Here is a 23,434-nt window from a genome sequence, read left to right on the forward strand (position 1 = left end):
CTAAAAATGGCAACCAGAATCACCTATAAATTTAAGAACCAAGCAAAAGAGATTAACTTTGCTTACGACAAGTTTCATGACATCTACGAAGCAGTAGCTGCAGCAGAAGGCGTTGATTTAACACAATACCTGATGATGGAGCAGCAAGTTGCTATGACCTCAAAAGGCTCCTCTGCTGTTAAAGACTTTCGCGCTAAAGAGTTCGCACGCTTTGGCTTTAGTGACATCTACTACCATAAAGATGAACCGAAAAAGTCATAACGTGTGAGCCAGTAACTGTTTATCACCATCCAATAAACCTAATAAAAGTGATATAAATGACGACTTCTTATATGCCCAATAATGAACACGCCAACTTTCCACGCGCGAGCTTTATTAAGCGCTGTGGTGCCAGTGTTTATGATCTTCTTCTCGCTGTTGCCGTTTATATGGTTGCGGGCGCGATTGGTTTCGGTATTTTTACCGGCTTAACTGCCAGTGGCCTAATCGATATGGCGGGGTTTGAGCACGTCTCAGACTTGCTTAATGAAACTGCACTATATAAAGGCATTTATCAGTTTTGGATTGTGCTATGTGTGGGTCTGTTTTATATCAGCTTTTGGAGCAAGGGGGGACAAACATTAGGGATGAGGGCTTGGCGCCTTAAAATCCAGCATCCTAATGGGCAAAACCTTAGCATGGTGACTGCGGCCGCTAGACTTGTTTGGTCACTACTTGGAATTGGTAACTTATGGATCCTTATCAATGGCGATAAGCTTGCCTTGCAAGATATGATGACTCGCTCAGAAGTTGTCGAATTGTCTAAAGAAGCAAACCAAATGCGTAACTGGCACGGCGTGTAATACACAGCTTAATGATAGGCGCTAATCAGTATTTGTCGGCTACGCCTTATACCAATCAGCACGAAATGGCTAATGGTTGCTAAACGTCGAGTGCTAATGCTAAGTGCCAGTAACAAGTACTAGTAGCAGTGCTGAACGTTAGCACAGGTACTTACAGCATACTCTCTAAAGCCTTTGATAATCGCCCACAAAAAAAGCCAATCACACCCCTTTAAAATCGGTGTTGATTGGCTTTTTTAATGGCGCTTTATCAGCTTATACTCTGTAGAGCATCAGCTTCCTAAAACGGTTGTCAGCGTGATTGATTACGCTAATTTAAAATCGCTACTTCCTGATAAAGTAGAGCGCTCCAATACTGAAAATCAATGCAGGCATAGCGGCACTAATAAACGCCGGCAAGCCATAAACTATACTCAATGGGCCGAAAATCTCACTACAGATATAGAAGCTAAACCCGGCTACAACGCCTAGCAATACCCGTGCGCCCATCGTTACCGTTCTCAGTGGACCAAATACAAATGAAAGCGCCACTAACATCATCACGGCGACCGTGACAGGCTGCAGCAACTTACGCCACAGGGCCAACTCATAACGTTCTGACGCCTGATTATTGCTCTTTAGATAATCCAAGTAATCAAGTAAACCTTCAATTGACAAAGATTCAGGCTTAACCGACACCACACTGAGTTTTTCCGGTGTTAGCGACGAAATCCACTTATCTTCCTCTAAGTTAGTTAGCACTACCTGATTATTGTTAATTGTGGTTCTTCTGACATCATATAACTGCCAATAATTCTTCTTATATTCAGCTGAGTCCGCATGCACTGTACTGGTTAAGTTAGTGGTATCATCAAATTCATACAAGGTGATATTACGCAAACTATCGCTATCGACAACCCCTGCAATGTTAACAAACAGGTCACCATCTTTAGCCCAAATGCCCCGATTAGAATCGATTAAACTGCCACCGGATATATTGGTTCGCTTGATCTCTTTAGCGCGCAACTCCGCTACAGGAGCAACCCACTCTGTGAGCATCATTACGATGATCATCAATGGGATAGCCGTCTTCATCGCCGACATGGTTATTTGTAGGCGCGAAAGTCCTGATGACTGCATCACCACCAGCTCAGAGTTTGACGCGAGCATTCCCATACCAATCAAAGCGCCGAGCAAAACGGCCATAGGGAAAAACAGTTCAATATCTCTTGGGATCAAAAATAACACGTAAACACCAGCATCCATCATGGTGTAAGTGCCTCGTCCCACAAGGCGAAGTTGGTCGACCCACTTAATAATACCTGACAAACCTGTGAGTACTAATAATGCCAATGAAGAGGTACTAATCAGTACGCGAGCAATATAGATATCTAAGATCTTCATGCTTTGGCCGCCTTTTTACGCTTAAACAGGCCAGTAACCTTCGCCCCTAACGGCCGCTCTTTACCGAGCAGTAATATGCCAATCACCAGGGCGGAAGCATGGATCCACCACATGCCTAAATACTGAGGGATTACGCCATCTTCTAAGGATTTACGGCCAGCAACCATCAAACCAAAGTAACCAAGATATAACAAAATAGCCGGGAACATCTTAGCAAACTTACCCTGACGATTATTCACACGCGCCATTGGCACTGCAATTAAGGTCATCAATGGGATCGCCAGCGGAATTGCTAGTCGCCAGTGAAATTCAGCTGTCGCTTCTGGGCTATCTATATCCATAAGCTGACCAATTGGCATGGCCGATAACTTACGGCGCCGCTCATCAACCTCTTGTTCTTTAATCTGCATTTGATAGCCACCAAACTCGACGACTTGGTAATCGACACGTTTCGGACTGCCTTGATACTGCACGCCATCTTCTAGCTGCAAACGCTGGCCACCCGTTCCGTCTTCAACCACTTTACCAGAGCGCGCAACGACAACATTGGCGACGCCAGTTTCATCGTCCGGTTCTGGCAACTGAGCCACAAACACTTTATCTAACTTGTTATCACGACCAATGCGCTCAACAAACAGTACCGCTCGTCCATTTGGACTCGTTTGGAAACGTCCTTGGGTTAATGCCGCCAGTCCCGCTTCGGATTTGGCATGTTCAAGCACTTGGTTTTGCTGCTCCTCAGCCCAAGGCGCAACATAAATTGATAGGAACGCGGTAAACACCATATTCATCACAGCAAGCAATAGTGTGACTCGGGTGATATACCACTCACTGATCCCTACCCCATGAAAAATAACCATCTCATTTTCGGCATACATACGTCCATGGGCTAATAAAATGCCCAAAAATAGACTCAGCGGTAAAACCAAAACAGTAAGAAACGGCAAGTTAAGACCCAGTAAGGTCATAACTAACGAGGCAGGAAATTCGCCGTCAGAGGCATCAGCAAGCACGCGGACAAAGTGTTGGCTAATAAAAATAGCTAACAACACCAAAAGTACCGCTATTTGCGCTTTAAAAACTTCTCGAATCAGGTATCTAAATACAATCACAGTGAGGATCCGGTCTCCAAACGTTCATTTATGCTGGTATCAATACAACTTTCATGTAGACTGTCTACTTTTAGTAGTTTTGTTACCAACAAGTACATAACATGGCCAGGGAAAACACCTGAAAAGAAAATTATAGGGTGCGCCATATTCGAGCCCTTTTGGGCACAAGCAGACATTATCTAATAAATAATAAAATTTGTCTTTAAGAATCTAGGAGAGCTCATGGAGTTTAGCGTAAAGAGCGGTAGTCCAGAGAAACAACGCTCAGCTTGTATCGTCGTAGGTGTATACGAACCAAGACGCTTGTCCGGTATCGCCGAACAGTTAGATAAAATCAGTGAAGGCTATATCAGCAACTTACTTCGTCGTGGTGATTTGGAAGGAAAGCCAGGACAAATGTTGTTGCTTCATCACGTACCGAATGTACTAAGCGAACGCGTTTTGCTCGTCGGATGCGGTAAAGAGCGCGAACTTGATGAACGTCAATACAAACAAATCATTACGAAAACAATCAACACTTTAAATGAAACGGGTTCAATGGAGGCTGTATGCTTCCTTACCGAGTTACATGTAAAAGGACGCGATACATACTGGAAAGTACGTGAAGCCGTTGAAACCACACAAAATAGCCTATATTGCTTTGACGCGCTAAAAACCCGTAAGGGTGAAACTCGCCGTCCACTGCGTAAACTAGTATTCAACGTACCCACTCGCCGCGAGCTGACGGTTGGTGAGCGTGCTATTGAACACGGTATGGCCGTTTCAGCAGGTATGCACCTTTGTCGCGACGTAGCGAACATGCCACCAAATATCTGTAACCCTGCTTACCTTGCTTCACAGGCTCGCCAGATTGCCGAAAACACTGAAAACCTAACAGTGACAACTATCGGTGAAGAGCAAATGGAAGCGCTAGGCATGAATTCATACCTAGCGGTTGGCCGTGGTAGCGATAATGAGTCAGTAATGACCATTATGGAATACAAGGGCGCCATTGATAATACAGAAAAGCCAATCGTGTTAATCGGTAAGGGACTAACTTTCGACTCTGGTGGTATTTCACTTAAACCTGGCGAAGCCATGGATGAAATGAAGTATGACATGGGTGGTGCTGCCGGTGTTATTGGCGCCATGAAAGCCCTGTGTGATATGCAGCTGCCTATCAATGTCATTGGTATTTTGGCTGGTTGTGAAAACATGCCATCAAGCAATGCTTATCGTCCAGGTGACATCCTTACCACTATGTCTGGCCAAACCGTTGAAGTGCTAAACACTGATGCCGAAGGCCGCTTAGTATTATGTGACGTGCTCACCTATGTTGAGCGCTTCGATCCTGAGCTTGTGGTCGATACTGCAACATTAACTGGCGCTTGTGTTATCGCACTAGGTAAACACGCATCAGGCCTGTTTTCTGGTCACAATCCACTCGCGCATGAGTTATTAAATGCTGGCGAGCAAAGTGGCGACCGCGCATGGCGCATGCCGTTATGGGATGAGTACCAGGAGCACTTGGAAAGCCCATTTGCTGATATGACTAACTTAGGTGGCCGCGCGGCAGGTTCAATCACTGCAGCTTGCTTCTTGTCTCGCTTTGCCAAGAAGTATAACTGGGCCCACTTAGATGTGGCTGGTACAGCTTGGAACAGCGGTGCCAACAAAGGGTCTACGGGTCGTCCAGTTCCGCTATTGACTCAGTTCTTGCTTAACCGAGCAGGCATAGAGCAAGGCGAATAACCCCACGCGAACACTTACATTAAGGCTAAACACGGTTTTCACTCTATAATCCAGCCGGTTTAGCCTTTTTTATTTCAAGCTTAAGCCCTACGTGAATAAACATCCCTGCAAGCTCGTCATGAGCAAAGAAACTCCTTTTGCTGAAAATATCTTCAAAATGAGAGCTGCCTGACATAATTATTATCACAAGATATCGACAATTAATGAATTGAGCTTACAATACGCAAAAATTCACAGCCTCAGTTTTTAAGCTACTTAATCTCGCGCAAAACACTGACACCAGCCACTTAATCTTAACTAAGACTCTACTGCGAACTCCCCTCGTTAGTAGTCGCTGCCTGTGCATCAACATTTTATTTATTACTGCCGTAATCCAACATAGGCTGCAATATGCGTAACGCATTTCTGGTATTTTTTCTGTTTGTTTTTTCTTTACCCGTCATAGCGGATCAAGAAAATAAAGACTCGCACTTGCCCAATGCAGAGCAAGTGATCAGAGTCGGCTACCCAGTAGCTGACTGGCAGCCTTTTACTTACATTGGTAAAGATGGAAATGCGATCGGTTTGCTGCCGTCAATTTTACAAGAGATCACTAAGAACAGCGGCTACCGCACAGAGGTCGTGACTTATCCTAACTACCAACAAGTGACTCAAGCACTGCGTAATCGTGAGATTGATATCATTATGGGGGCGTCAAAGACTCCTGAGAGAATGACTTGGCTAAGTTTTAGCTCGCCGCTTATGTTGGTACCGATTGCAGGGATCACTTATCAAGAAAATACCAATAGCCTTTTTGAGTTAAAAGGCCTGCGCATCGCGACCGAAAAAGGCTTTGCGATTAATGAGCAACTCAGAAATGGCCTTAATAGTGTCAAAGTCATCAACTACACCGATAGCCTATCTGCTTATAAAGCGGTGCTCAATGGTAGTTCAGATGCCTACATAAGTAATGCGATCACTCTTGATTACTTACTTACCCACCAATATACACCGAAAAAATTAAATATTCGCCTGCTTAACGACATGCCTCTTGAAAGTTTGCACTTCGCGGGACTCATCGAAAATAACAAGTTGATCGAACGATTAAATGATGGCTTAAAACAGATCCCTACAGAGGCCTTCGACAAACTCTATGAAGCCTGGCTGACCAGCTCTCAAGTTAAATATATTTATCAGCATCAAGGCTTAAACCTTACCGAATCAGAGAGCAATGCTATCAGAGATAAAAAGGTCATTAAGGTGCTTTACTCTGCTGACAGTTACCCATTTACCTTCACCAATGACGCTGGAGAAATGGATGGAATGGGCGCCGATATCTTAAAAGCGATATCCAACAAACTAAATCTAAAAATTGAAGCCACTGAATTCAATGGTCAAAATATTGAAAAGTACCTTGCTGAAAATGAGTTTGAACTCATTCCAGCCTTTACCTGCGTGCAAGGAAAACATCCATTTACGCAGTGCACAACAGCTTATATACAAGATCCTTGGATTGCGGTTGCCGCAACGAACCTGGCTACTGGTCAGCTAGAAACGACTAAAAGACTGGGGGTTTTAAGCAGGCATGAGCAGCAAATTGACACTAAAAAAGATTTTCCCTATGCCAATGTAACCAGGTTTAACACCACTAAACACCTGCTTAATGCCGTTATTAACGGTAAAGTTCAGGTCGGTATTTTGCCGCTATCGAAGGCGAGCAGAGTCATTAGCGCGCGTTACTTAGGGAAAATTCAGATCCTAACAACCCCGATAGAGCAGCAGAGCCGCCCCGTCAGCTTTGCAGTGAATAAAATTAACCCCGCTCTATTATCTGTTATTGATAAGACAAAACACGCTATTGATAAGGATGAATTACAGGCTATTACTCATAAATGGAATAATGTCAGTATCGATAGTGACTTCTCCTTTGAAAAAATACCCAACTGGCTATTGCTAGTACTGGGTGGCATTTTTACGCTTTTTTTAGTCATAGCCTATTCAAACAGAAAGTTAAAAGCTGAAATAGCTCAGAGACAGAGTATCGAAAAAGAGCTACGACTGGTGAATAACAACTTTGGTGGCGTCGTTGCACAACTAATACGCTATGGCGATGATATTGAAGATATTTCTTGGAGCTTTATCAGTGGTAATATCGAAAAATACTTTGGTCTAACCCCTAATCAACTCTATCAAGCGCCGCATCTGCTTATGGAATTTTTAGCCATGCACGCAGACGAGCATGGGTTCTTAACTGATATTGAAGAGTCCCGATTCCGAGATTCACTTTATACAACAATGAAGCTTAATATTGACGGTAAGATCTCTTGGTATCAGCTCACGGGCACCTGTACAAAAGAGGATAGAAATAAGCATTGGACCTACACTTTAGTCGATATCACGGTCATTAAAGAGAAACAGGCTGAACTGGACGAAGCTCGATTGATTGCTGAGTCTGCAACGGTAGCTAAATCACGTTTTCTGGCCATGATGAGCCATGAAATTCGTACGCCAATCAGTGGCATTTTAAGTCTATTAGAGCTCATGGCTCCGCATCTAAACAGCAACGAACTTTATGGGATCCATAAAAACCTCACCCATTCAGGTAGCAACTTGCTCAATATTGTTAATGACGTTTTAGATTTTTCGAAAATCGAGGCTGGGAAATTAGAACTAAGCCCAGATGTATGTCAGTTAAGCAGTTTTATCGGTGAGTTAGTCCAACCACATATTGCCCATATTGAGCGAAAAGGCCTTAAATTCAAGCTTTGGCTTGACCCAAAACTGTCCTATTCGTTAACTCTTGATAATTTGCGGCTTAAACAGGTATTGAACAACCTGCTCAATAACGCATCGAAATTTACCACAGAAGGTGAGATCTGGTTGTCCGTCGGGCTGTTGAGCGCAACCGACAAAGAGCAAACCATCACTTTCGCTGTAACAGATAGTGGCATAGGGATCCGAGAGGAAGATATTAGCAAATTATTTTTGCCATTTGAGCAAGTTGACCTCAGCAGTGAGCGACGCTTTAATGGCACAGGCTTAGGCTTATCTATCTGCGAGCAACTGGTTAAACTCATGGGTGGAGAAATATCGGTAACCAGCACCAACGGCCAAGGCAGTACTTTTCGCTTTAATCTGACCTTGCCAACCGTAGCAGTTGAAATCCCCACTATCGTCAACAAGCGTTGCGGCATCATTGTCACTGATGAAAGTAACTACAATCTATTTAGTGAATACTTAATCAATTGGCATTGCACCACTTTTAATCTATTAGGCACAGATAATAAAACGGGGCTTGCAAGCTATGTCGCCACGCAAAAGCTCGAAGTATTACTGCTATGCGAAGCATGGTGTGAACAGCAATCGATGACCCCTAGCTGGATTAACCACAATATACCCGGCGTACAAGTCATCTTACTTAAAAACAAGAGTATGCTGTCGCCAACACCGGCAACACTAGGTTGGGCACTGTCAGTCAACCCTTTGATCCCTTTGCACTTGCTGCACCTTATGACTAAGCCAGAGTTCTTTAAAAACCAATATATCGGCATGAAGGGAGACATAAAGTTAGCCCTGACCCGTGAACAAGCCATTGCACAAAATAAGCTTATTCTGGTCGCAGAAGATCATCCAATCAATCAAGATGTCATTAGGATGCAACTCAGTAAACTGGGTTACTTTGCAGATATCTTTGATAATGGCCAGCAGGCATTAACAGCTTACCAGCAGACGAAATACATGCTATTGCTTACCGATTGCCATATGCCCGAACTCGATGGTTACGGCTTAGTAAGCGCTATCCGCGACAATGAAAGGCAAAAACAGTTGCCTCGTCTACCCGTAATCGCTCTCACTGCTAATGCCATGTCCAGTGAAAGAAACCGTTGCCATCAGCTTGGTTTCGATGACTATTTAATTAAGCCGGTCACATTACAACAGCTACAAACGGTACTGAGCAGCCACATTAAAGCCGCTGCAGACAATGTAGCTCATCTTGAGAATGCCGAGAACGTTGATAATGCCACTTATCAGCCTTGCGTAGCGACAGAGGAAACAGTCCAACTGATTATCGATATTGCTGCACTTGAAGCTAATTTCGGCGACTTAGCGATATGTATCAGCTTACTCAATAAGTTTGTCACCACCAGTGTTCAAGATATTGCAGCACTCAACCAGGCTGTCGTAGGCCGAGATTTTATCGCTACCGCACATCACGCCCACAAGCTAAAAGGCGCAGCTGGCGTCATTGAGTGTGAACGTTTAGCCACATGTTGCAGTGAAATCGAAAAAGCAGCCTCGACTCAAGATATCGACACGGTGCAACGACAACTTGCACAATTGAAACAGCTAATGAGCCAGATCTCGACTCAGGTAAAGCGATTAACATGAAAATCCTACTGATTGAAGATCACCAGTTTCAGCGTGAAGCTATGCTAATGCAGCTAGAGCTGATTAATATGCCTCACATTGCGCAGATTAAAACCGCCGCTTCAGGTGTTGAAGCATTACAAATAATGGCAAGTTTTAAGCCCGATATCTTACTGTGTGACTTAAAAATGCCAGAAATGGACGGTATCACTTTTTTAAGTCATATCAGTGAGCTGTCTTTTACTGGCAGCATTATTATCACTAGTGCCAGTAACCAGATCGTACTCGATACCGTAAAGAAAATGTGTATGAACTATCACCTTAAAGTGATTGGTGCCATCAGTAAGCCGGTGAAAATGAATACACTAAAAGAGCTACTCGACTTGGCCAATGTTGAGCGGCTTAGCAGCGCCATGACGCCGATTCATAGCTCATCGGTATTAGACAAAGTGTTTACTGAACAGGAGCTCGAACATGCATTAGAGCAGGGTTGGATTAAGCCTTATTTTCAACCTCTGGTCACATTAGATACCGGTGAATGGCGAAGTAGTGAAGCGCTGATCCGTTTTGTACACCCTATCTTAGGTGTATTACCGCCAGCATGTTTTTTACCCTTATTGAGCAAAATGCAAAAAGATGCGCAATTAGCCCTATTAAGCATCAACTATGTGCTACAGCATCAACATGAGCTAGGCGAACGCCCCGTTGCAGTTAATATTACACCTACCACTCTGACGCATAATCATTTTGTTGACCAAGTGCTCTCTTTAGCAGAACAGCAACCTAACCTTTGCAAACAACTCTATTTTGAGATCACTGAAACTGACGCCTTAGAAAATACGGGCAGAGCATTAGAGGCAGCGTCGCGTCTCGCGATGCACGGCTTTAGTTTATCAATTGACGACTTCGGTACGGGTTACTCATCATTATCACTGTTAGACACCTTACCATTTGACTCTCTCAAGATAGACATGAGCTTTATTCGAACAATGGAAACGAGTAATACCGCCGCAGCGATTGTAGAAGCCTGTCTATTGTTAAGCCGTCGTTTATCGCTAGAGTCTGTTGCCGAGGGAGTAGAAACATTGCCTCTGTGGCAGCGCTTGCAATCATTAGGTTGCACCTTAGCCCAAGGTTATTATATCGCTATGCCAATGCCTGTAGAGCAATTACACGACTGGCATGAGAGCTGGAAAATCAAAGCAAATAGCATTTCCAGCAAGGCTTAACCTCAGCACAAGAAAGCCAGCGACTTAGCGCTTTAATTCAATCAAGGCGAATGATGGCTGTTCCCCTGGTAAAGTCATTAACGCAAAGGTTATTAATACAGAAGCCATTCAATACAGAAGTCGCCAGCAAAAAAAAACGGCTGAGTCTAAATAGACTCAGCCGTTTTCATATGTTCCATATGCAAATAGATTTACGCTGATCGCTTATGCTTAAGCGTTAACCTCTAGAGTCTCAGTGGTCTCTTCTTCAATTCGCGTAACCAAAAGCTGGTCGACCTTATAACTATCAACATCAACCACTTCAAACTTAAAGCCTGCATGATTAACCGAGTCGGTGCACTTTGGAATTTTGCGCAGCATAAACATCATAAAACCCGCGATAGTCTCGTAGTTATGATTTTGAGGGAACTCCTCAATATCCAGTGCTCGCATCACATCGGTAATCGGCGTCACGCCATCCATCAGCCACGAACGCTCATCGCGAGCAATAATCTGCTCTTCACATTCAGGCAAAGACCACGCGCCCATCACTGCATCTTGCAGATCCTTCGCAGTGACTACGCCCACAACTAAGGAGTATTCATTCATCACTACCGCAAAGTCTGCTCGGCTATTCTTAAAATAATCCATCGACTCAGACAAGCTTAAAGTGTCAGGAATGATAAAGCAGTTACTCACAAGGCTTTTATCTTTAAGGCTGATTTTTTCACCATTAATCAAGCAGATAAGTAGCTTTTTCGCATTGACGATGCCCACCACAGTATCTAACTGCTCGTTACAAACAAGAAAGTTAGAATGAGGCTGCTGTGCTATCTTATGCTTAATTTCATCTTCACTATCTTGCAGAAGAAAATAAGCTAAGCTTTCACGTGCTGTCATCGCTGCCGTGACGGGAATGGTTTGCATTTCAAACACTTTTTCCATCATCAGCTGATCGCCTTTATCTAGCACCCCCGCTTCTGCACCCGCATCCATCACCGCATAAATGTCATCTGAAGTCACCGCATCATTACGCGCCGTTTGCACTTGAAACACACGGAATACGAAGTTAGCAGAGCCGTTGAAGAACCACACCAGCGGTTTAAGCACCACGATGCAGACCATCATAGGGCTAACAAAGGTCATCGCCACTTTTTCAGGAAAGGCCATCGCTAAGCGCTTAGGGATAAGATCGGCAATTAAAATAAATAAGCTGGTCACAATCACAAATGACAGTAGAAAACTCATTTTGTCTAACCAAGGTCCACTCAACCAAGACGATAGGAATGCGTGAATATGAGGCGTAAACGCTGACTCACCCACGATACCACCCATAATCGCCACGGCATTTAAACCTATCTGCACCACAGTAAAGAAATTACCTGGCTGCTCTTGCAGCAACAGGACTTTATTGGCGCGAATATCACCTTCAGCCGCAAGCTGACGCAGACGAATTTTACGCCCTGCCGCCAAGGCTATTTCCGACATAGAAAAAAAACAACTCACCCCAATCAGGAGTAATATAATTACAGCATTATCAAAGAAGCTCATTTAGCACCTTTATCAAAACTAAAAACAGACTTATCCCTTTACTGCATATCATTATTTCTTCTTGGCAGTATTTATCTTTCTCCAAGTAGAACTTTGTATAATGACCAACCACTATTGGCGCGATCGCGGAGTATATCCGCAATACAGACAACTCACCAGCTAATAAATTAGACAATGTGAGCGTCTATTTTTTTATCACTGAAACAAAAAATATTGGCTTAACTTAAGCCTATGTTTGTACGAAAAATAACCACGTAATTATAACTAACTATATGGTCTAAACCTGCCGATATAATTTCTCAAGCAACACCAGCATTACGTTAAAGTTGAGTAAAGTGAGGTACTCAAACCTGCATTTATAAAGATTAAGGATAATCGATGAAGTTTATTGGATGGCTAGTACACACTTTACAATGGTTAGCAGTAGCGTTACCCCCCACATTGGTAGGCGCTTTTATTGGCATAGGTACCAGCCTGCAATTAGGTCAATTCAAGCTTATATGCTGGCACTATGGCTGCAGTAGGCTTTCTTATTGGCGCTTTTTGGGCTGAGCATATACGGAAACTGTCGGCCTATCATTTTTTATCGGGCGCCTTGCTGGTGCGAGAGACATTCCCAAAAGCAAATAGGTTATTTTACTTTCCAAATTGTTTTTTAGCAGCAAAGTCCTTGGCACTGCGCTTACTCTGGCTGCGACGGTTGGCTGTTTTATCCCGAGGTGCCCTTTTACTCTGACCCGACGCAGGCTTATCTGTCACCTCAAACCCTTCGAGCGATTCAAGTTTCATTTCTCGCTTAGTTAATAGCTCAATCGCCTTCAAGTTATCGGACTCGCTATGACACACTAACGAGATAGCCACCCCATTGTCACCCGCTCTAGCAGTACGACCAATACGATGCACGTATACAGGTGCGCTAGCGGGTAAGTCGACATTAATCACTACAGGCAGCGCATCGATATGAATGCCGCGAGACAGTAAATCAGTTGTCACTAACACTTGCAGTTTACGCGTTTTAAAATCTTCCAATGTTTGCTGCCGCTGAAGCTGCTCTTTATCACCATGCAAGGCCGCCGCATTAATACCTGCTTTAACGAGCCTTTTTGCTAACTTATCGGCATCATCTCGGGCATTAACAAAAGCTAATACCTGTGACCATTGATGCATTTGGTTCAATGCAATCAACGCTCTCGCTTTATCGCCCTTGTTGACAAGGAACAGTAACTCTTTAATGTCACTCGTTACACTGTTCACAGCTTGGGCAGCCAACTTTTTCGGAGCATGTAGTAACTTCAACGCCTTGTCATTTAATTCAGGGGCTAACGTCGCTGAAAATAATAAGGTTTGTCGCTTTGCAGGAATACATTCAATAATGCGTTCGATATCAGGCCAAAAGCCCATTTCCATCAGCCTATCGGCCTCATCTAGCACCAACTGCTTTACACTTTCCAATGTAATAAGTTGCTGGCGTAGAAAATCGAGTAAACGTCCTGGTGTTGCCACAATAAGCTGAGGCTGTAGCTCAAGCTCTTCAAGCTGCTTGGCCTTATCAACACCACCACATAATACCGTCAACCGAATATTAACTGAGATATACTTAAGCGCCTCACCGACTTGCAACGCAAGCTCTCGGGTAGGCACCAGAATCAGCGCCTTTACTTTACCGTTTTCAACGCCATCATTAGTGATGATTTGCAATAAAGGTAAACCGAACGCATAGGTTTTACCGCTGCCCGTTTGTGCCAATGCTAAGAGGTCTTTTCCCGCTAATATTTCAGGAATAGCAAGTCTTTGGATTTCAGTGGCTACAGAAACACTGCTTGGCAGTTTAGATAGGGTTTCAACGCTGAGGTTAAGGTCGGAAAAATTCATAGTATCGGCTAATATCGGCAAGTGCATGGAGTGTAACCACAGCGACGTGATTAGTAAAATTAACTCTTTACCCCATCACCAGCCCACTCTCGATGCAAACGTGGCAACTAACCACACCGATTAACTGGGTGCATCAATAAATAAATCAGTGATTAGAGGCTGATCTCTGAGCGACTTTTAGTGTAAAATCCTCTCTTTCGTCAGCCAAAAAGCTAAGACAATAGCGCCAACAACCCACTATGCCGATAACCCACTATGTCTTTTAGTCAGTCGCAAGCCCTGTTTTACATGATGCCAAAGGACGCAAAACCTGCATCTAATGCGCCTAAATCTGCGCAGGACCAAGTGTACTTACTCGCTTGCCAATTGGCAGAGCGGGCTTTTGCTACTCAAGAGTTGGTTTATATCCATTGCCAAGATCAACAGCAAGCTTATGCTATTGACGAGCTGCTTTGGCAATTTGAGCCGCAATCATTTGTGCCCCACAACCTAAAAGGTGAAGGCCCAATCGGCGGTGCTCCGGTAGAAATCGGCTTTGATAGGCTTGGTGCCAACAAAAAACGTCATCTTCTGCTTAATCTTGCAGACCAAGTACCGCAATTTGCGGTAAACTTTGGACAGATTATCGATTTCGTTGCCAATGACGATAGCCACAAAGCGATTGCTCGCGATCGCTATCGGCAGTATCGCGCTCTTGGGATAGCATTAACGACCCAAGATCTAGCAGCACAACCAATTAATTTTTAGTTTGAGATAAACACGCCTCATGGAAAAAACATATAACCCGCAGTCTATCGAACAGTCTCTTTACCAAAACTGGGAAGAGAAAGGTTACTTCAAGCCACACGGCGACGAGTCTCAAGGCAACTATTGCATCATGATCCCGCCACCAAATGTGACGGGTAGTTTGCATATGGGTCACGCCTTCCAAGATACCATCATGGATACGTTAACCCGTTACCAGCGTATGAAGGGTAAGAACACCCTTTGGCAGGTCGGTACAGACCACGCCGGTATTGCCACTCAAATGTTAGTTGAGCGTAAAGTGGCAGCCGAAGAAGGCTTAAACCGCCATGATTTGGGTCGTGAAAACTTTATCGATCGTATCTGGGATTGGAAAGAGCAATCTGGCGGCACCATCACTAAGCAGCTACGTCGCCTTGGCGCATCTGTTGATTGGGACCGTGAACGTTTTACTATGGACGAAGGCATGTCTGAAGCGGTACAAGAAGTATTTGTACGCCTTTACGAAGATGACCTAATCTACCGCGGTAAGCGCCTAGTGAACTGGGATCCGACCCTGCACACCGCTATCTCTGATTTAGAAGTTGAGAACAAAGAAAAGCAAGGCAGCATGTGGCATTTCCGCTACCCACTTGCCGATGGCGCTTTGACTAGCGATGGTAAAGACTACCTAGAAGTAGCAACCACACGTCCTGAAACCATGCTGGGGGACAGTGCAGTAGCGGTTCATCCAGACGATGAGCGTTATCAATCGCTAATTGGCAAATTCATTTTACTGCCAATCGTCAATCGTCTTATCCCTATTGTCGCAGACGATTATGTTGATATCGAGTTCGGTACAGGTTGTGTGAAAATCACTCCTGCGCACGACTTTAACGACTATGAAGTCGGTAAGCGACATGAATTGCCGATGTACAACATCTTAACCATTGATGCGGCAATTCGCTCAAGCGCTGAAGTGGTTAACACCGACGGCACTGCAAACAACGAACTAGATAATAGCCTACCTGAGCGTTATGTCGGTCTTGATCGCTTTAAAGCGCGCAGCGCGATTGTTGCAGAGTTTGAAACATTAGGTCTACTGGGCAAAATCGATCCACACGGATTGAAAGTCCCTTACGGTGACCGCTCTGGTGTGGTAATCGAGCCATTACTAACAGATCAATGGTACGTTGCTGTTGCTCCTATGGCTAAAACTGCCATGGAAGCGGTTGAAAACGGCGACATCAAGTTTGTACCACAGCAGTATGAGAACATGTACAACTCTTGGATGCGTGACATTCAAGACTGGTGTATTTCACGTCAGCTTTGGTGGGGTCACCGTATCCCAGCTTGGTACGACGAAGCAGGCAAAGTGTATGTTGGCCGCGATGAAGCAGAAGTCCGTGCTAAGCACAGCCTTGATGACTCAGTAGTACTTCGCCAAGACGCCGACGTACTGGATACCTGGTTCAGTTCAGCATTGTGGACGTTCTCTACACTAGGCTGGCCAAAAGATACCGCTGAGCTTAAAGCCTTCCACCCAACTGATGTGTTGGTTACTGGTTTTGACATCATTTTCTTCTGGGTTGCCCGTATGATCATGATGACCATGCATTTCATCAAAGATGAAAACGGCAAACCACAAGTGCCGTTCAAGACGGTATATGTGACAGGCCTTATCCGTGATGAAGCCGGTAACAAGATGTCTAAGTCTAAGGGTAACGTACTTGATCCATTAGACATGATTGACGGTATCGACCTTGAGTCACTAGTGACTAAGCGTACTGGCAACATGATGCAGCCACAACTTGCCGCTAAGATTGAAAAGAGCACGCGTAAAGAGTTTAGCGAAGGTATCGAGCCGCATGGTACTGACGCACTGCGCTTTACACTAGCGTCTATGGCATCAACGGGCCGTGACATCAACTGGGACATGAAGCGCCTAGATGGTTACCGCAGTTTCTGTAACAAGATCTGGAACGCATCACGTTACGTATTGATGAACACCGAAGTGCAAGCTGAAGGCGCGAGCGATGATGCTGTTGGCGAAGCGCTAGATTGTGGCCAAATTCTGGTTGATGGCAAGCCAGGCGCAATGGAGCTATCGATTGCCGATCGCTGGATTATCGGTCTGTTCAATGAAACCGTTAAAGCCTACGACGAGCACATGGCTAACTACCGTTTCGATCTTGCCGCTAACACCATTTACGAGTTCACTTGGAACCAGTTCTGTGACTGGTACTTAGAGTTAACGAAACCTGTTATGCAAAGTGGCACCGATGCACAGCTTCGCGGTACGCGCCATACTTTGGTTAACGTACTAGAGCAGATGCAGCGTCTAATGCACCCAATCATGCCATACCTAACTGAGACTATCTGGCAGCGCGTTAAGCCACTAGCCGGTGTTGAGGGTGACACATTGATGTTGGCTGCCTTCCCTGAGTATCAAGCTGACAAAGTCGATGCTGCTGCGATGGAAGATTTAGAGTGGGTTAAGCAAGTGATTGTTGCGGTACGTAACATCCGCGCAGAACTTAACATCGCGCCATCTAAGCCGCTTAATGCATTGCTACGTGGCGTGAGCTACAAAGACAGAGCACGTCTTGAAGCGAACCAGATATTCTTCACTACACTGGCAAAACTTGAGACTATCACCATTATGTCTGAAGATGATGTTGCGCCGATGTCGACTACTCAGCTTGTAGGCAACATGGAGCTATTGATCCCAATGGCAGGTCTTATCGACGTGGCTAAAGAAGTGGCGCGTATCGATAAATTACTCGAGAAAGCGGCCGCTGAATTTGCGCGTATCGAAGGTAAGTTATCTAACCAAGGTTTCGTGGCCAAAGCCCCTGCTGCCGTGATTGAAAAAGAGCGTGCTAAGCAAGCCGAATACCAACGTGATATGGACAAGCTAACTGAACAGAAAGCTGAACTGGCTAAGCTAGAAGGCTAATTCGAAAAGCTACAAATAGCGTAAAAAAAGAAAAAGGGCTGTCATCGACAGCCCTTTTTGTTAGCTAAAATCTAATACTTCAACAAAATCACACTCGGTAGTAAGCAATCTCTTGCTGCATAGATTCAGCAAGCTGGGCAAGCTCATGGGTCGCGGCCTGCGTTTGCTCTGCACCTGCTGCTGTTTGATCTGATATATCGCTAATATTAATAATATTGCGACTAATCTCTTCGGTCACTAAGCTCTGCTCTTCTGATGCGGTCGCTATCTGCGTATTCAAAGCACTAATTTGCTCGATGCTCACCATAATTAACTGTAGCGCGTCACCCGCTTGTTGTGATTTATCCACGCTTAACTTAGCTTGCTCTGTACCGCGCTCCATCATCAACATCGAGTCGCGTGCGCCCTGTTGTAGATGTTGGATCATCTTTTGAATTTCCTCAGTCGAGTCCTGAGTTCGTTTAGCCAGCGAACGTACCTCATCAGCGACAACAGCAAAACCTCGGCCCTGCTCTCCAGCACGTGCCGCTTCAATTGCCGCGTTTAAGGCAAGTAAGTTAGTTTGCTGCGAGATCCCTTGAATAACATCAACAACTGAGCCGATTTCATCAGATGACTTAGACAACAATTGCATCGCTTCTGTCGCCCCATCCATCTCTGTTGATAACGTCTCGATCACCGCAATACTTTCACTCACAACGGTTTGCCCATGATGAGCCGCGTCATTTGCTTCTGTTGACGTCATAGCTGCAGCTTCGGCACTTTGCGCAACTTCTCGCACCGTTGCAGAGAACTGATGAATCGCGGCAGCGATTTGCTGAGTTTGCTGTTGCTGGTCAATCACATTACGCTGAGTCTGAGTCGATACCACAGAGTTCTCTTCCGCTGCACTGGCTAAGCGAGCTGTCGACTCATGGGTATTTTGTACAGCATGCTGAAAGCGTGCCGCAATTTGATTCACATAGGTAGCAATATGCGAAAACTCATCATCCCCACCAAGCTCTATGCGCTTGGTTAAATCGCCATTAGCAATATCAATGGCAGTGGTTTCTAGCTCCGTCATCGCCTTGCCCATACGACGAACAATAAGTGATGAGCTAATCGTTATAACCAAGATACAAACCGTCGAGAAAACCGCCACCAGCAAGAGATAAATACGCATGTCTTCATTAAAACGATTGAAGCTATCTCGCCCCTCTACAACCTGCATATCTAAGAAAGACTGCGCCTCAGCGGTAATGTTCTTAAACAGTGGGTTAATCTGTGTCAGCAACACCCGGTTTGCCGCTTCATACTCGCCTCGCTCTAAGGCATCTATTGTTGGGTTAAACCCCTGCGCGACCACTTTATCGAGCTGAGTCTTTAAACGGCTAGCTTGCAGCCGTTCTTCATTATCTAATTTCGCGCCTAAGATTTCATTATCGATAATATTATACAGCAGCTCGATAGCCGCCTGTGCCTGGCTAACATGCAGCCTCAGAGGATGGTTATGCATTTCAGAAAACGGGCTACTTGGATCGTGCTGAAACGCTAATAACAGTTCACTGCGCGCAGTGGCGAGTTCATTCAGTACCTTACCCGCGCGAATACTATGCTGCATGCCTTCGGCATACAGCTTTCCTATCGAATCGCCCGCATCTTGCATACCAGAAATCCCCTTATACCCTAGGAATAGGAAAGAGATCACGGTCAAAAATACAATCAGTTTTAGTTGAAAACGTACTGATTTAAATGCTGAGACAACATTCGCTTGCGAGTGATTCGATTGGCGAAGGTCTTCTCGGTCTAGCTGTTCGATTAATACAGACATACAGTTCCCTAGTCTCCGGGGTTGCCTTACTGAAATATAAGAAATGCTCGATTTAACTACCTACTCATTGCTTCTAACAATATCGAGTCGGCAAGCAGCATAGAGTAAAAGCGACAATTTAATACCTGAAAATCAATCGATTGTATAAATAGTTGATATGGGTCACAGCGAAAACGAGTCGTAGAATTGGCGGTAAAGCTAATAGTGAGAAACGCTAATTTAGTCACCACTAAATTTACAACAAATGTCAATTTGATGACAACGCCAAAAAACCGCCTTAAACATTGTTTTATATAACTATTTTAAAAATAACCATTGCTTTAAACATGAAACAAATTCAAGATGTAAACAAATTGCATAGAGTGTAAATAAAATGAAGCATTTGCTTGTATCGAGTTGTTTATTATTAGGCTTATCGGCCTGTGGCGGATCAGATGATTCAACCAGTGATAATGGCGGCGTAATACCGCCCTTAGCTCAAGCTCCCACTATTGAGCTCGGCGATACCGTAACGGCATGGAATGATTCGCTGATAAACCTCACCGCTGATGTCAATATTTATGCCACTGGCGCTAATACATTTAGCTGGCAGCAAGTATCAGGAGCCGAAGTCACATTACAAAACGCGACACTTGAAGGCGTAACTATTAATGCCAAAGAACTTATACAAGATAGCAGCATTACCCTCAGCCTTACGGTTACAGATAGCAGTAACCAAAGTGCTAGCGAGCAGATAACGATTCAGCTCAATGATAAAATCAGCGCGGCGATGAAAAGCGGCGATGCCAGTATTGCCGCCGCAATGTCACCACAAATAATCAAGCGCGCCTTGAGTCACATTCATCAGTATCGCTTAGACGGCGATACACTGCTAAAAAGCATCTACCAAAATGATAGCCTTCAATACGATCAAGGCCGTCACTCACAAATGATCCAGCTTGCAGGCGCAGAACATGCCTATCCGCAAAATAAGGCTTATGCCATTGTTACGGGTAATAAAGGCCTAACCTTCGCAGCTACCAATGACAAGTCTGGTCAACGCAATGCTGCATTCGGCACCGATATTATTTCGAGCATGCAGCAAGGTCATAACGCTAGTTTTGAACCTAGCTTTAAGCGCTTATTAGGCTGGATGCTCAAGCAGGATGAAACTGCACTGGCAAAGCCACAACAAGTACGTCTGTTTCTCATGAGCGGCAATACGGTCAGCCGCATCAATGGCTGGATTAGCGAACACTACCCTAATTGGCAGGTACAAACCTGTAGCGATGAAACCACGCTTAGCAGTTGCTTAGCCGAGGCGCAGTTGGTGATAACCGGCTCTTCAGAGCTATTTCCAATCAAAACTGTTGAGCCACTGATTGCTCAAATTCAACAGGCAACACAACCACTGCTCTATGTGCACCTACATAGCTGGAATAGTGTTCCCTTAACCCAAACCGTACTGAACCCTATGGGCTTTAGCATGCAAGGTTCTGGCGGGCCTGGTAACTATTTTGCTCAAGATAAAGCCGACTGGTCATCTGCCACCGCGATGCTCGACAGCTTCAGCGCGCTAGATAAAGAACAATTATGGTTAAGCCTATTCGATAGCCAACAAGTCGATTTTAACCTTGCCAATTGTGCAACGAGTTGCGATGCCAGATTTAACGATCATTATCGGCCAGCGCTCGGTACTATTCGCAGTAATATCCAAGCGATAGAAACCAGTAAACGTGATATTTTCAATCAGCCTGACTACTCTCTCTACAAGCTGCTTATCTTACTTGGTGATAACTATCGCCAAGCGATTCAATACCCGATGGATGTGACGACGACCGATAGCTTGAATTACCTTAAAGCCTATTACGCCGATCATAGCGTTTATAACTTCCGCGATATTAATGCTGTACCAAAGGACTTAGGCAACTTTAGTCGCACCGACTTTAGCCAAATCAGCGCTGTAGATCAGCATGTGAGTTTAAGCAGTAAAAAAGGTTTCCGCTCTGCTGGCGTTTACGCCCTACCGGGCCAAACTGTAAGCGTGACGCGAAGTGATAACAGTCAAGTCCGCACCTGGGTATTTATCAATACTCTGCGCTCAGGTTCAACTCATGAGTTTGCCAGCAACGGCTACAACCGCCCTAAATTATTGCAATCGACCCATATTGAAGTTAAGGCCGGTGAAACCATTAAGTTTACCAGTCCTTATGGCGGACCGATGCAGGTGCGTTTTGACCAAACTGACTTAGCCACTGAATTTAGCTTTAAGCAAGTAGGCCTTCATCCATACTGGCGCACAGGCATGGACGGCAGCAAGTTCATGCAAGATTTAGCGGCAAATCAATATGATTGGAGTGAGCTGGCAACAGAGCATTTTGAGGTGCATTCCAAACTCGATAAGATGCAAAATACCCTAAGCCACGAGCCTCTGTGGAATACCCCAGAAAAAATGGCAACCGCCATCATGACCCAGGTCCATAACTACCCTCACTTGTTAGCGGGATTCAAAGGGCCGTTTATCGACGAGGTTGCAGAGATCAGTGAGTTTGCCACCAGCCAGGGCTGGCAAGTCGATACTATTGATACTGTAAAACATATGAATGCCGACCAAGCCACCTGCGGGGCGGGCTGCTCTGGCAACCCTTATGATGCGAGCTGGTCATTTAGCCCAACTGGCCATGGTGACATCCACGAACTTGGGCATGGGCTTGAAAAAGGCCGCCTGCGATTTGATGGACATGATGGCCATTCAACCACCAATCCTTACTCCTATTACACTAAGTCACGCGCCTATACCGAGCTAGGTAAATTACCTTCTTGCCAAGGTCTTAACATTGATGATGAGTTTGCAGTATTGCAACAAAGCATGAATCAAGCCGACCCATTCGCTTATATGCAAGAGGCTAAGCTAACAAGCTGGTCAAATGGCATGGCAACCATGCTGCAGATGATGGTTGCTGCGCAGAAATATGGCGCACTGGAAAATGGTTGGCATCTGCTCGCAAGACTACACATTTTATTGCGTGAATTTGAACGAGCTAAAGGCTCAGAAGAACTTTGGCTGCAAAAGCGCGCTTTACTCGGCTTTAGTCAATTTAACTTAGATGCCGCAAAGAACATCTCAAATAATGACTTCTTGATGGTGGCGATGAGCTACTCCACTCAGTTAGATTATCGTGAGCTTTATCAAATGTGGGGACTGGCGACGACACAAGCGGCCAAAGATCAAGTCGCTGGATTTAACTTTAGTGTTATCGACAGGAAAGTATATGTCTATAACCCTGGGGATTACTGCCTAAGCTTAGATCTTCAAGCTGTAGCGGTGGATGGTAAACAGGCTTGGCCACTTTAACCCGGTATTTTCAGCGGCGAGTTAAGCGCTAAATTAAGTGTAAATGTGCTTATCGATTAAATAAGCAATCAAATGATCAAAGCCACCAAGATACGGTGGCTTTAGTTTATCCCTCCTTGGTGCGTTTACAAGCCCTATAATATAGATTAAGTTGTGAACAGTTATCATAAAAAATGTACTGAACAAATCATCGAGTTATCGCCATGCATAAGCCATTTGTTATGCGAAAAAATATGCTATTCGATAAAGACTAAAAGGACATTACAACATGGACACCAACAAGCTATTACTTATCATCATTGCGATTCTATTGCCGCCATTGGCAGTATTTTTAAAAAATGGTGCGGGTAAAGACTTATTAATCAACATTATTCTCTGCCTGCTTTTCTTCGTTCCTGGTTTATTACACGCTCTGTGGGTCGTCACTAAGTCGTAATCTAACGAGTAGTTACCTAGCGAGTATTAGCAGCTTGGTATTACTTGGTTAGTTTTAGTTGCTTAGTCTTAGTCGCTTAGTTTTAAAAAGACTGTCCTTCACTATATGCTTGCTAAGTAACCCCAG

At 44.7% G+C, this 23,434-nt stretch carries 14 protein-coding genes; 9 read left to right on the forward strand and 5 right to left on the reverse strand.

Annotated elements, in window-relative coordinates; translation table 11 throughout:
• Positions 1–6 precede the first annotated feature (6 nt).
• Together ACVBIK_RS04610 and ACVBIK_RS04615 are read left to right on the forward strand one after the other, a co-directional pair.
• Positions 7–261 (forward strand): DUF2960 domain-containing protein, encoded by a 255-nt coding sequence (locus ACVBIK_RS04610; protein WP_012276091.1) that lies wholly within the window; start codon positions 7–9, stop codon positions 259–261.
• Between the two features lie 71 nt (positions 262–332).
• Complete coding sequence (locus ACVBIK_RS04615) at positions 333–842, forward strand: RDD family protein (RefSeq protein WP_447160356.1); 510 nt, start codon at positions 333–335, stop codon at positions 840–842.
• 324 nt (positions 843–1,166) lie between these two features.
• Here the strand turns inward: ACVBIK_RS04615 and lptG are convergent, their stop codons facing one another.
• The gene (gene lptG / locus ACVBIK_RS04620; protein ID WP_447164465.1) at positions 1,167–2,225 is read right to left on the reverse strand and encodes an LPS export ABC transporter permease LptG; all 1,059 of its coding nucleotides are present in this window, start codon (positions 2,223–2,225) and stop codon (positions 1,167–1,169) included.
• Positions 2,222–3,337 (reverse strand): LPS export ABC transporter permease LptF, encoded by a 1,116-nt coding sequence (lptF, locus tag ACVBIK_RS04625; protein WP_447160300.1) that lies wholly within the window; start codon positions 3,335–3,337, stop codon positions 2,222–2,224. The genes lptG and lptF overlap by 4 nt, the downstream gene beginning before the upstream one ends.
• A 222-nt stretch (positions 3,338–3,559) precedes the next feature.
• Between lptF and pepA the strand changes: the two genes are divergently transcribed.
• The 3 genes from pepA (at position 3,560) to ACVBIK_RS04640 (ending at position 10,644) form a co-directional block, all read left to right on the forward strand.
• Positions 3,560–5,068, forward strand: a complete 1,509-nt coding sequence (pepA, locus tag ACVBIK_RS04630; protein WP_447160299.1) for a leucyl aminopeptidase — start codon at positions 3,560–3,562, stop codon at positions 5,066–5,068.
• Positions 5,069–5,458: 390 nt separating this feature from the next.
• The gene (locus tag ACVBIK_RS04635; RefSeq protein ID WP_447169200.1) at positions 5,459–9,436 is read left to right on the forward strand and encodes a transporter substrate-binding domain-containing protein; all 3,978 of its coding nucleotides are present in this window, start codon (positions 5,459–5,461) and stop codon (positions 9,434–9,436) included.
• A complete protein-coding gene (locus ACVBIK_RS04640) occupies positions 9,433–10,644 on the forward strand; it encodes an EAL domain-containing response regulator (RefSeq protein ID WP_447169201.1) in 1,212 nt (403 codons plus the stop codon). The genes ACVBIK_RS04635 and ACVBIK_RS04640 overlap by 4 nt, the downstream gene beginning before the upstream one ends.
• A 210-nt stretch (positions 10,645–10,854) precedes the next feature.
• On the opposite strand, the gene ACVBIK_RS04645 is transcribed toward ACVBIK_RS04640, so the two are convergent.
• Positions 10,855–12,174: a hemolysin family protein gene (locus tag ACVBIK_RS04645; RefSeq protein WP_447160296.1), complete on the reverse strand. Its 1,320-nt coding sequence runs from the start codon at positions 12,172–12,174 to the stop codon at positions 10,855–10,857.
• Between the two features lie 636 nt (positions 12,175–12,810).
• Positions 12,811–14,046, reverse strand: coding sequence for a DEAD/DEAH box helicase (locus ACVBIK_RS04650; RefSeq protein ID WP_447169202.1), 1,236 nt, complete (start codon positions 14,044–14,046; stop codon positions 12,811–12,813).
• Between the two features lie 255 nt (positions 14,047–14,301).
• Between ACVBIK_RS04650 and ACVBIK_RS04655 the strand changes: the two genes are divergently transcribed.
• On the forward strand, positions 14,302–14,793 hold the full coding sequence (locus ACVBIK_RS04655; protein WP_447160294.1) for a DNA polymerase III subunit chi: 492 nt from the start codon (positions 14,302–14,304) through the stop codon (positions 14,791–14,793).
• A 19-nt stretch (positions 14,794–14,812) separates the two neighbouring features.
• On the forward strand, positions 14,813–17,728 hold the full coding sequence (locus ACVBIK_RS04660; protein ID WP_447164468.1) for a valine--tRNA ligase: 2,916 nt from the start codon (positions 14,813–14,815) through the stop codon (positions 17,726–17,728).
• Positions 17,729–17,816: 88 nt separating this feature from the next.
• On the opposite strand, the gene ACVBIK_RS04665 is transcribed toward ACVBIK_RS04660, so the two are convergent.
• The gene (locus tag ACVBIK_RS04665) at positions 17,817–19,538 is read right to left on the reverse strand and encodes a methyl-accepting chemotaxis protein (RefSeq protein ID WP_447169203.1); all 1,722 of its coding nucleotides are present in this window, start codon (positions 19,536–19,538) and stop codon (positions 17,817–17,819) included.
• Between the two features lie 373 nt (positions 19,539–19,911).
• Between ACVBIK_RS04665 and ACVBIK_RS04670 the strand changes: the two genes are divergently transcribed.
• Both ACVBIK_RS04670 and ACVBIK_RS04675 read left to right on the forward strand, forming a co-directional pair.
• Positions 19,912–22,872 carry an ImpA family metalloprotease gene (locus ACVBIK_RS04670; RefSeq protein WP_447169204.1) on the forward strand — a complete coding sequence of 987 codons (2,961 nt, stop codon included), beginning with the start codon at positions 19,912–19,914 and terminating at the stop codon, positions 22,870–22,872.
• 268 nt (positions 22,873–23,140) lie between these two features.
• The gene (locus ACVBIK_RS04675) at positions 23,141–23,308 is read left to right on the forward strand and encodes a YqaE/Pmp3 family membrane protein (protein ID WP_447160290.1); all 168 of its coding nucleotides are present in this window, start codon (positions 23,141–23,143) and stop codon (positions 23,306–23,308) included.
• Positions 23,309–23,434 lie beyond the last annotated feature (126 nt).

Source organism: Shewanella sp. 125m-1, assembly GCF_052977065.1.

What these genes read in the sequence shown, in the direction of transcription:
- ACVBIK_RS04610 (WP_012276091.1), top strand. Translation starts at nt 7, where the DNA reads ATGGCAACCAGAATCACCTATAAATTTAAGAACCAAGCAAAAGAGATT.
- ACVBIK_RS04615 (WP_447160356.1), top strand. Translation starts at nt 333, where the DNA reads ATGCCCAATAATGAACACGCCAACTTTCCACGCGCGAGCTTTATTAAG.
- lptG (WP_447164465.1), bottom strand. Translation starts at nt 2,225, where the DNA reads ATGAAGATCTTAGATATCTATATTGCTCGCGTACTGATTAGTACCTCT.
- pepA (WP_447160299.1), top strand. Translation starts at nt 3,560, where the DNA reads ATGGAGTTTAGCGTAAAGAGCGGTAGTCCAGAGAAACAACGCTCAGCT.
- ACVBIK_RS04635 (WP_447169200.1), top strand. Translation starts at nt 5,459, where the DNA reads ATGCGTAACGCATTTCTGGTATTTTTTCTGTTTGTTTTTTCTTTACCC.
- ACVBIK_RS04640 (WP_447169201.1), top strand. Translation starts at nt 9,433, where the DNA reads ATGAAAATCCTACTGATTGAAGATCACCAGTTTCAGCGTGAAGCTATG.
- ACVBIK_RS04645 (WP_447160296.1), bottom strand. Translation starts at nt 12,174, where the DNA reads ATGAGCTTCTTTGATAATGCTGTAATTATATTACTCCTGATTGGGGTG.
- ACVBIK_RS04650 (WP_447169202.1), bottom strand. Translation starts at nt 14,046, where the DNA reads ATGAATTTTTCCGACCTTAACCTCAGCGTTGAAACCCTATCTAAACTG.
- ACVBIK_RS04655 (WP_447160294.1), top strand. Translation starts at nt 14,302, where the DNA reads ATGTCTTTTAGTCAGTCGCAAGCCCTGTTTTACATGATGCCAAAGGAC.
- ACVBIK_RS04660 (WP_447164468.1), top strand. Translation starts at nt 14,813, where the DNA reads ATGGAAAAAACATATAACCCGCAGTCTATCGAACAGTCTCTTTACCAA.
- ACVBIK_RS04665 (WP_447169203.1), bottom strand. Translation starts at nt 19,538, where the DNA reads ATGTCTGTATTAATCGAACAGCTAGACCGAGAAGACCTTCGCCAATCG.
- ACVBIK_RS04670 (WP_447169204.1), top strand. Translation starts at nt 19,912, where the DNA reads ATGAAGCATTTGCTTGTATCGAGTTGTTTATTATTAGGCTTATCGGCC.
- ACVBIK_RS04675 (WP_447160290.1), top strand. Translation starts at nt 23,141, where the DNA reads ATGGACACCAACAAGCTATTACTTATCATCATTGCGATTCTATTGCCG.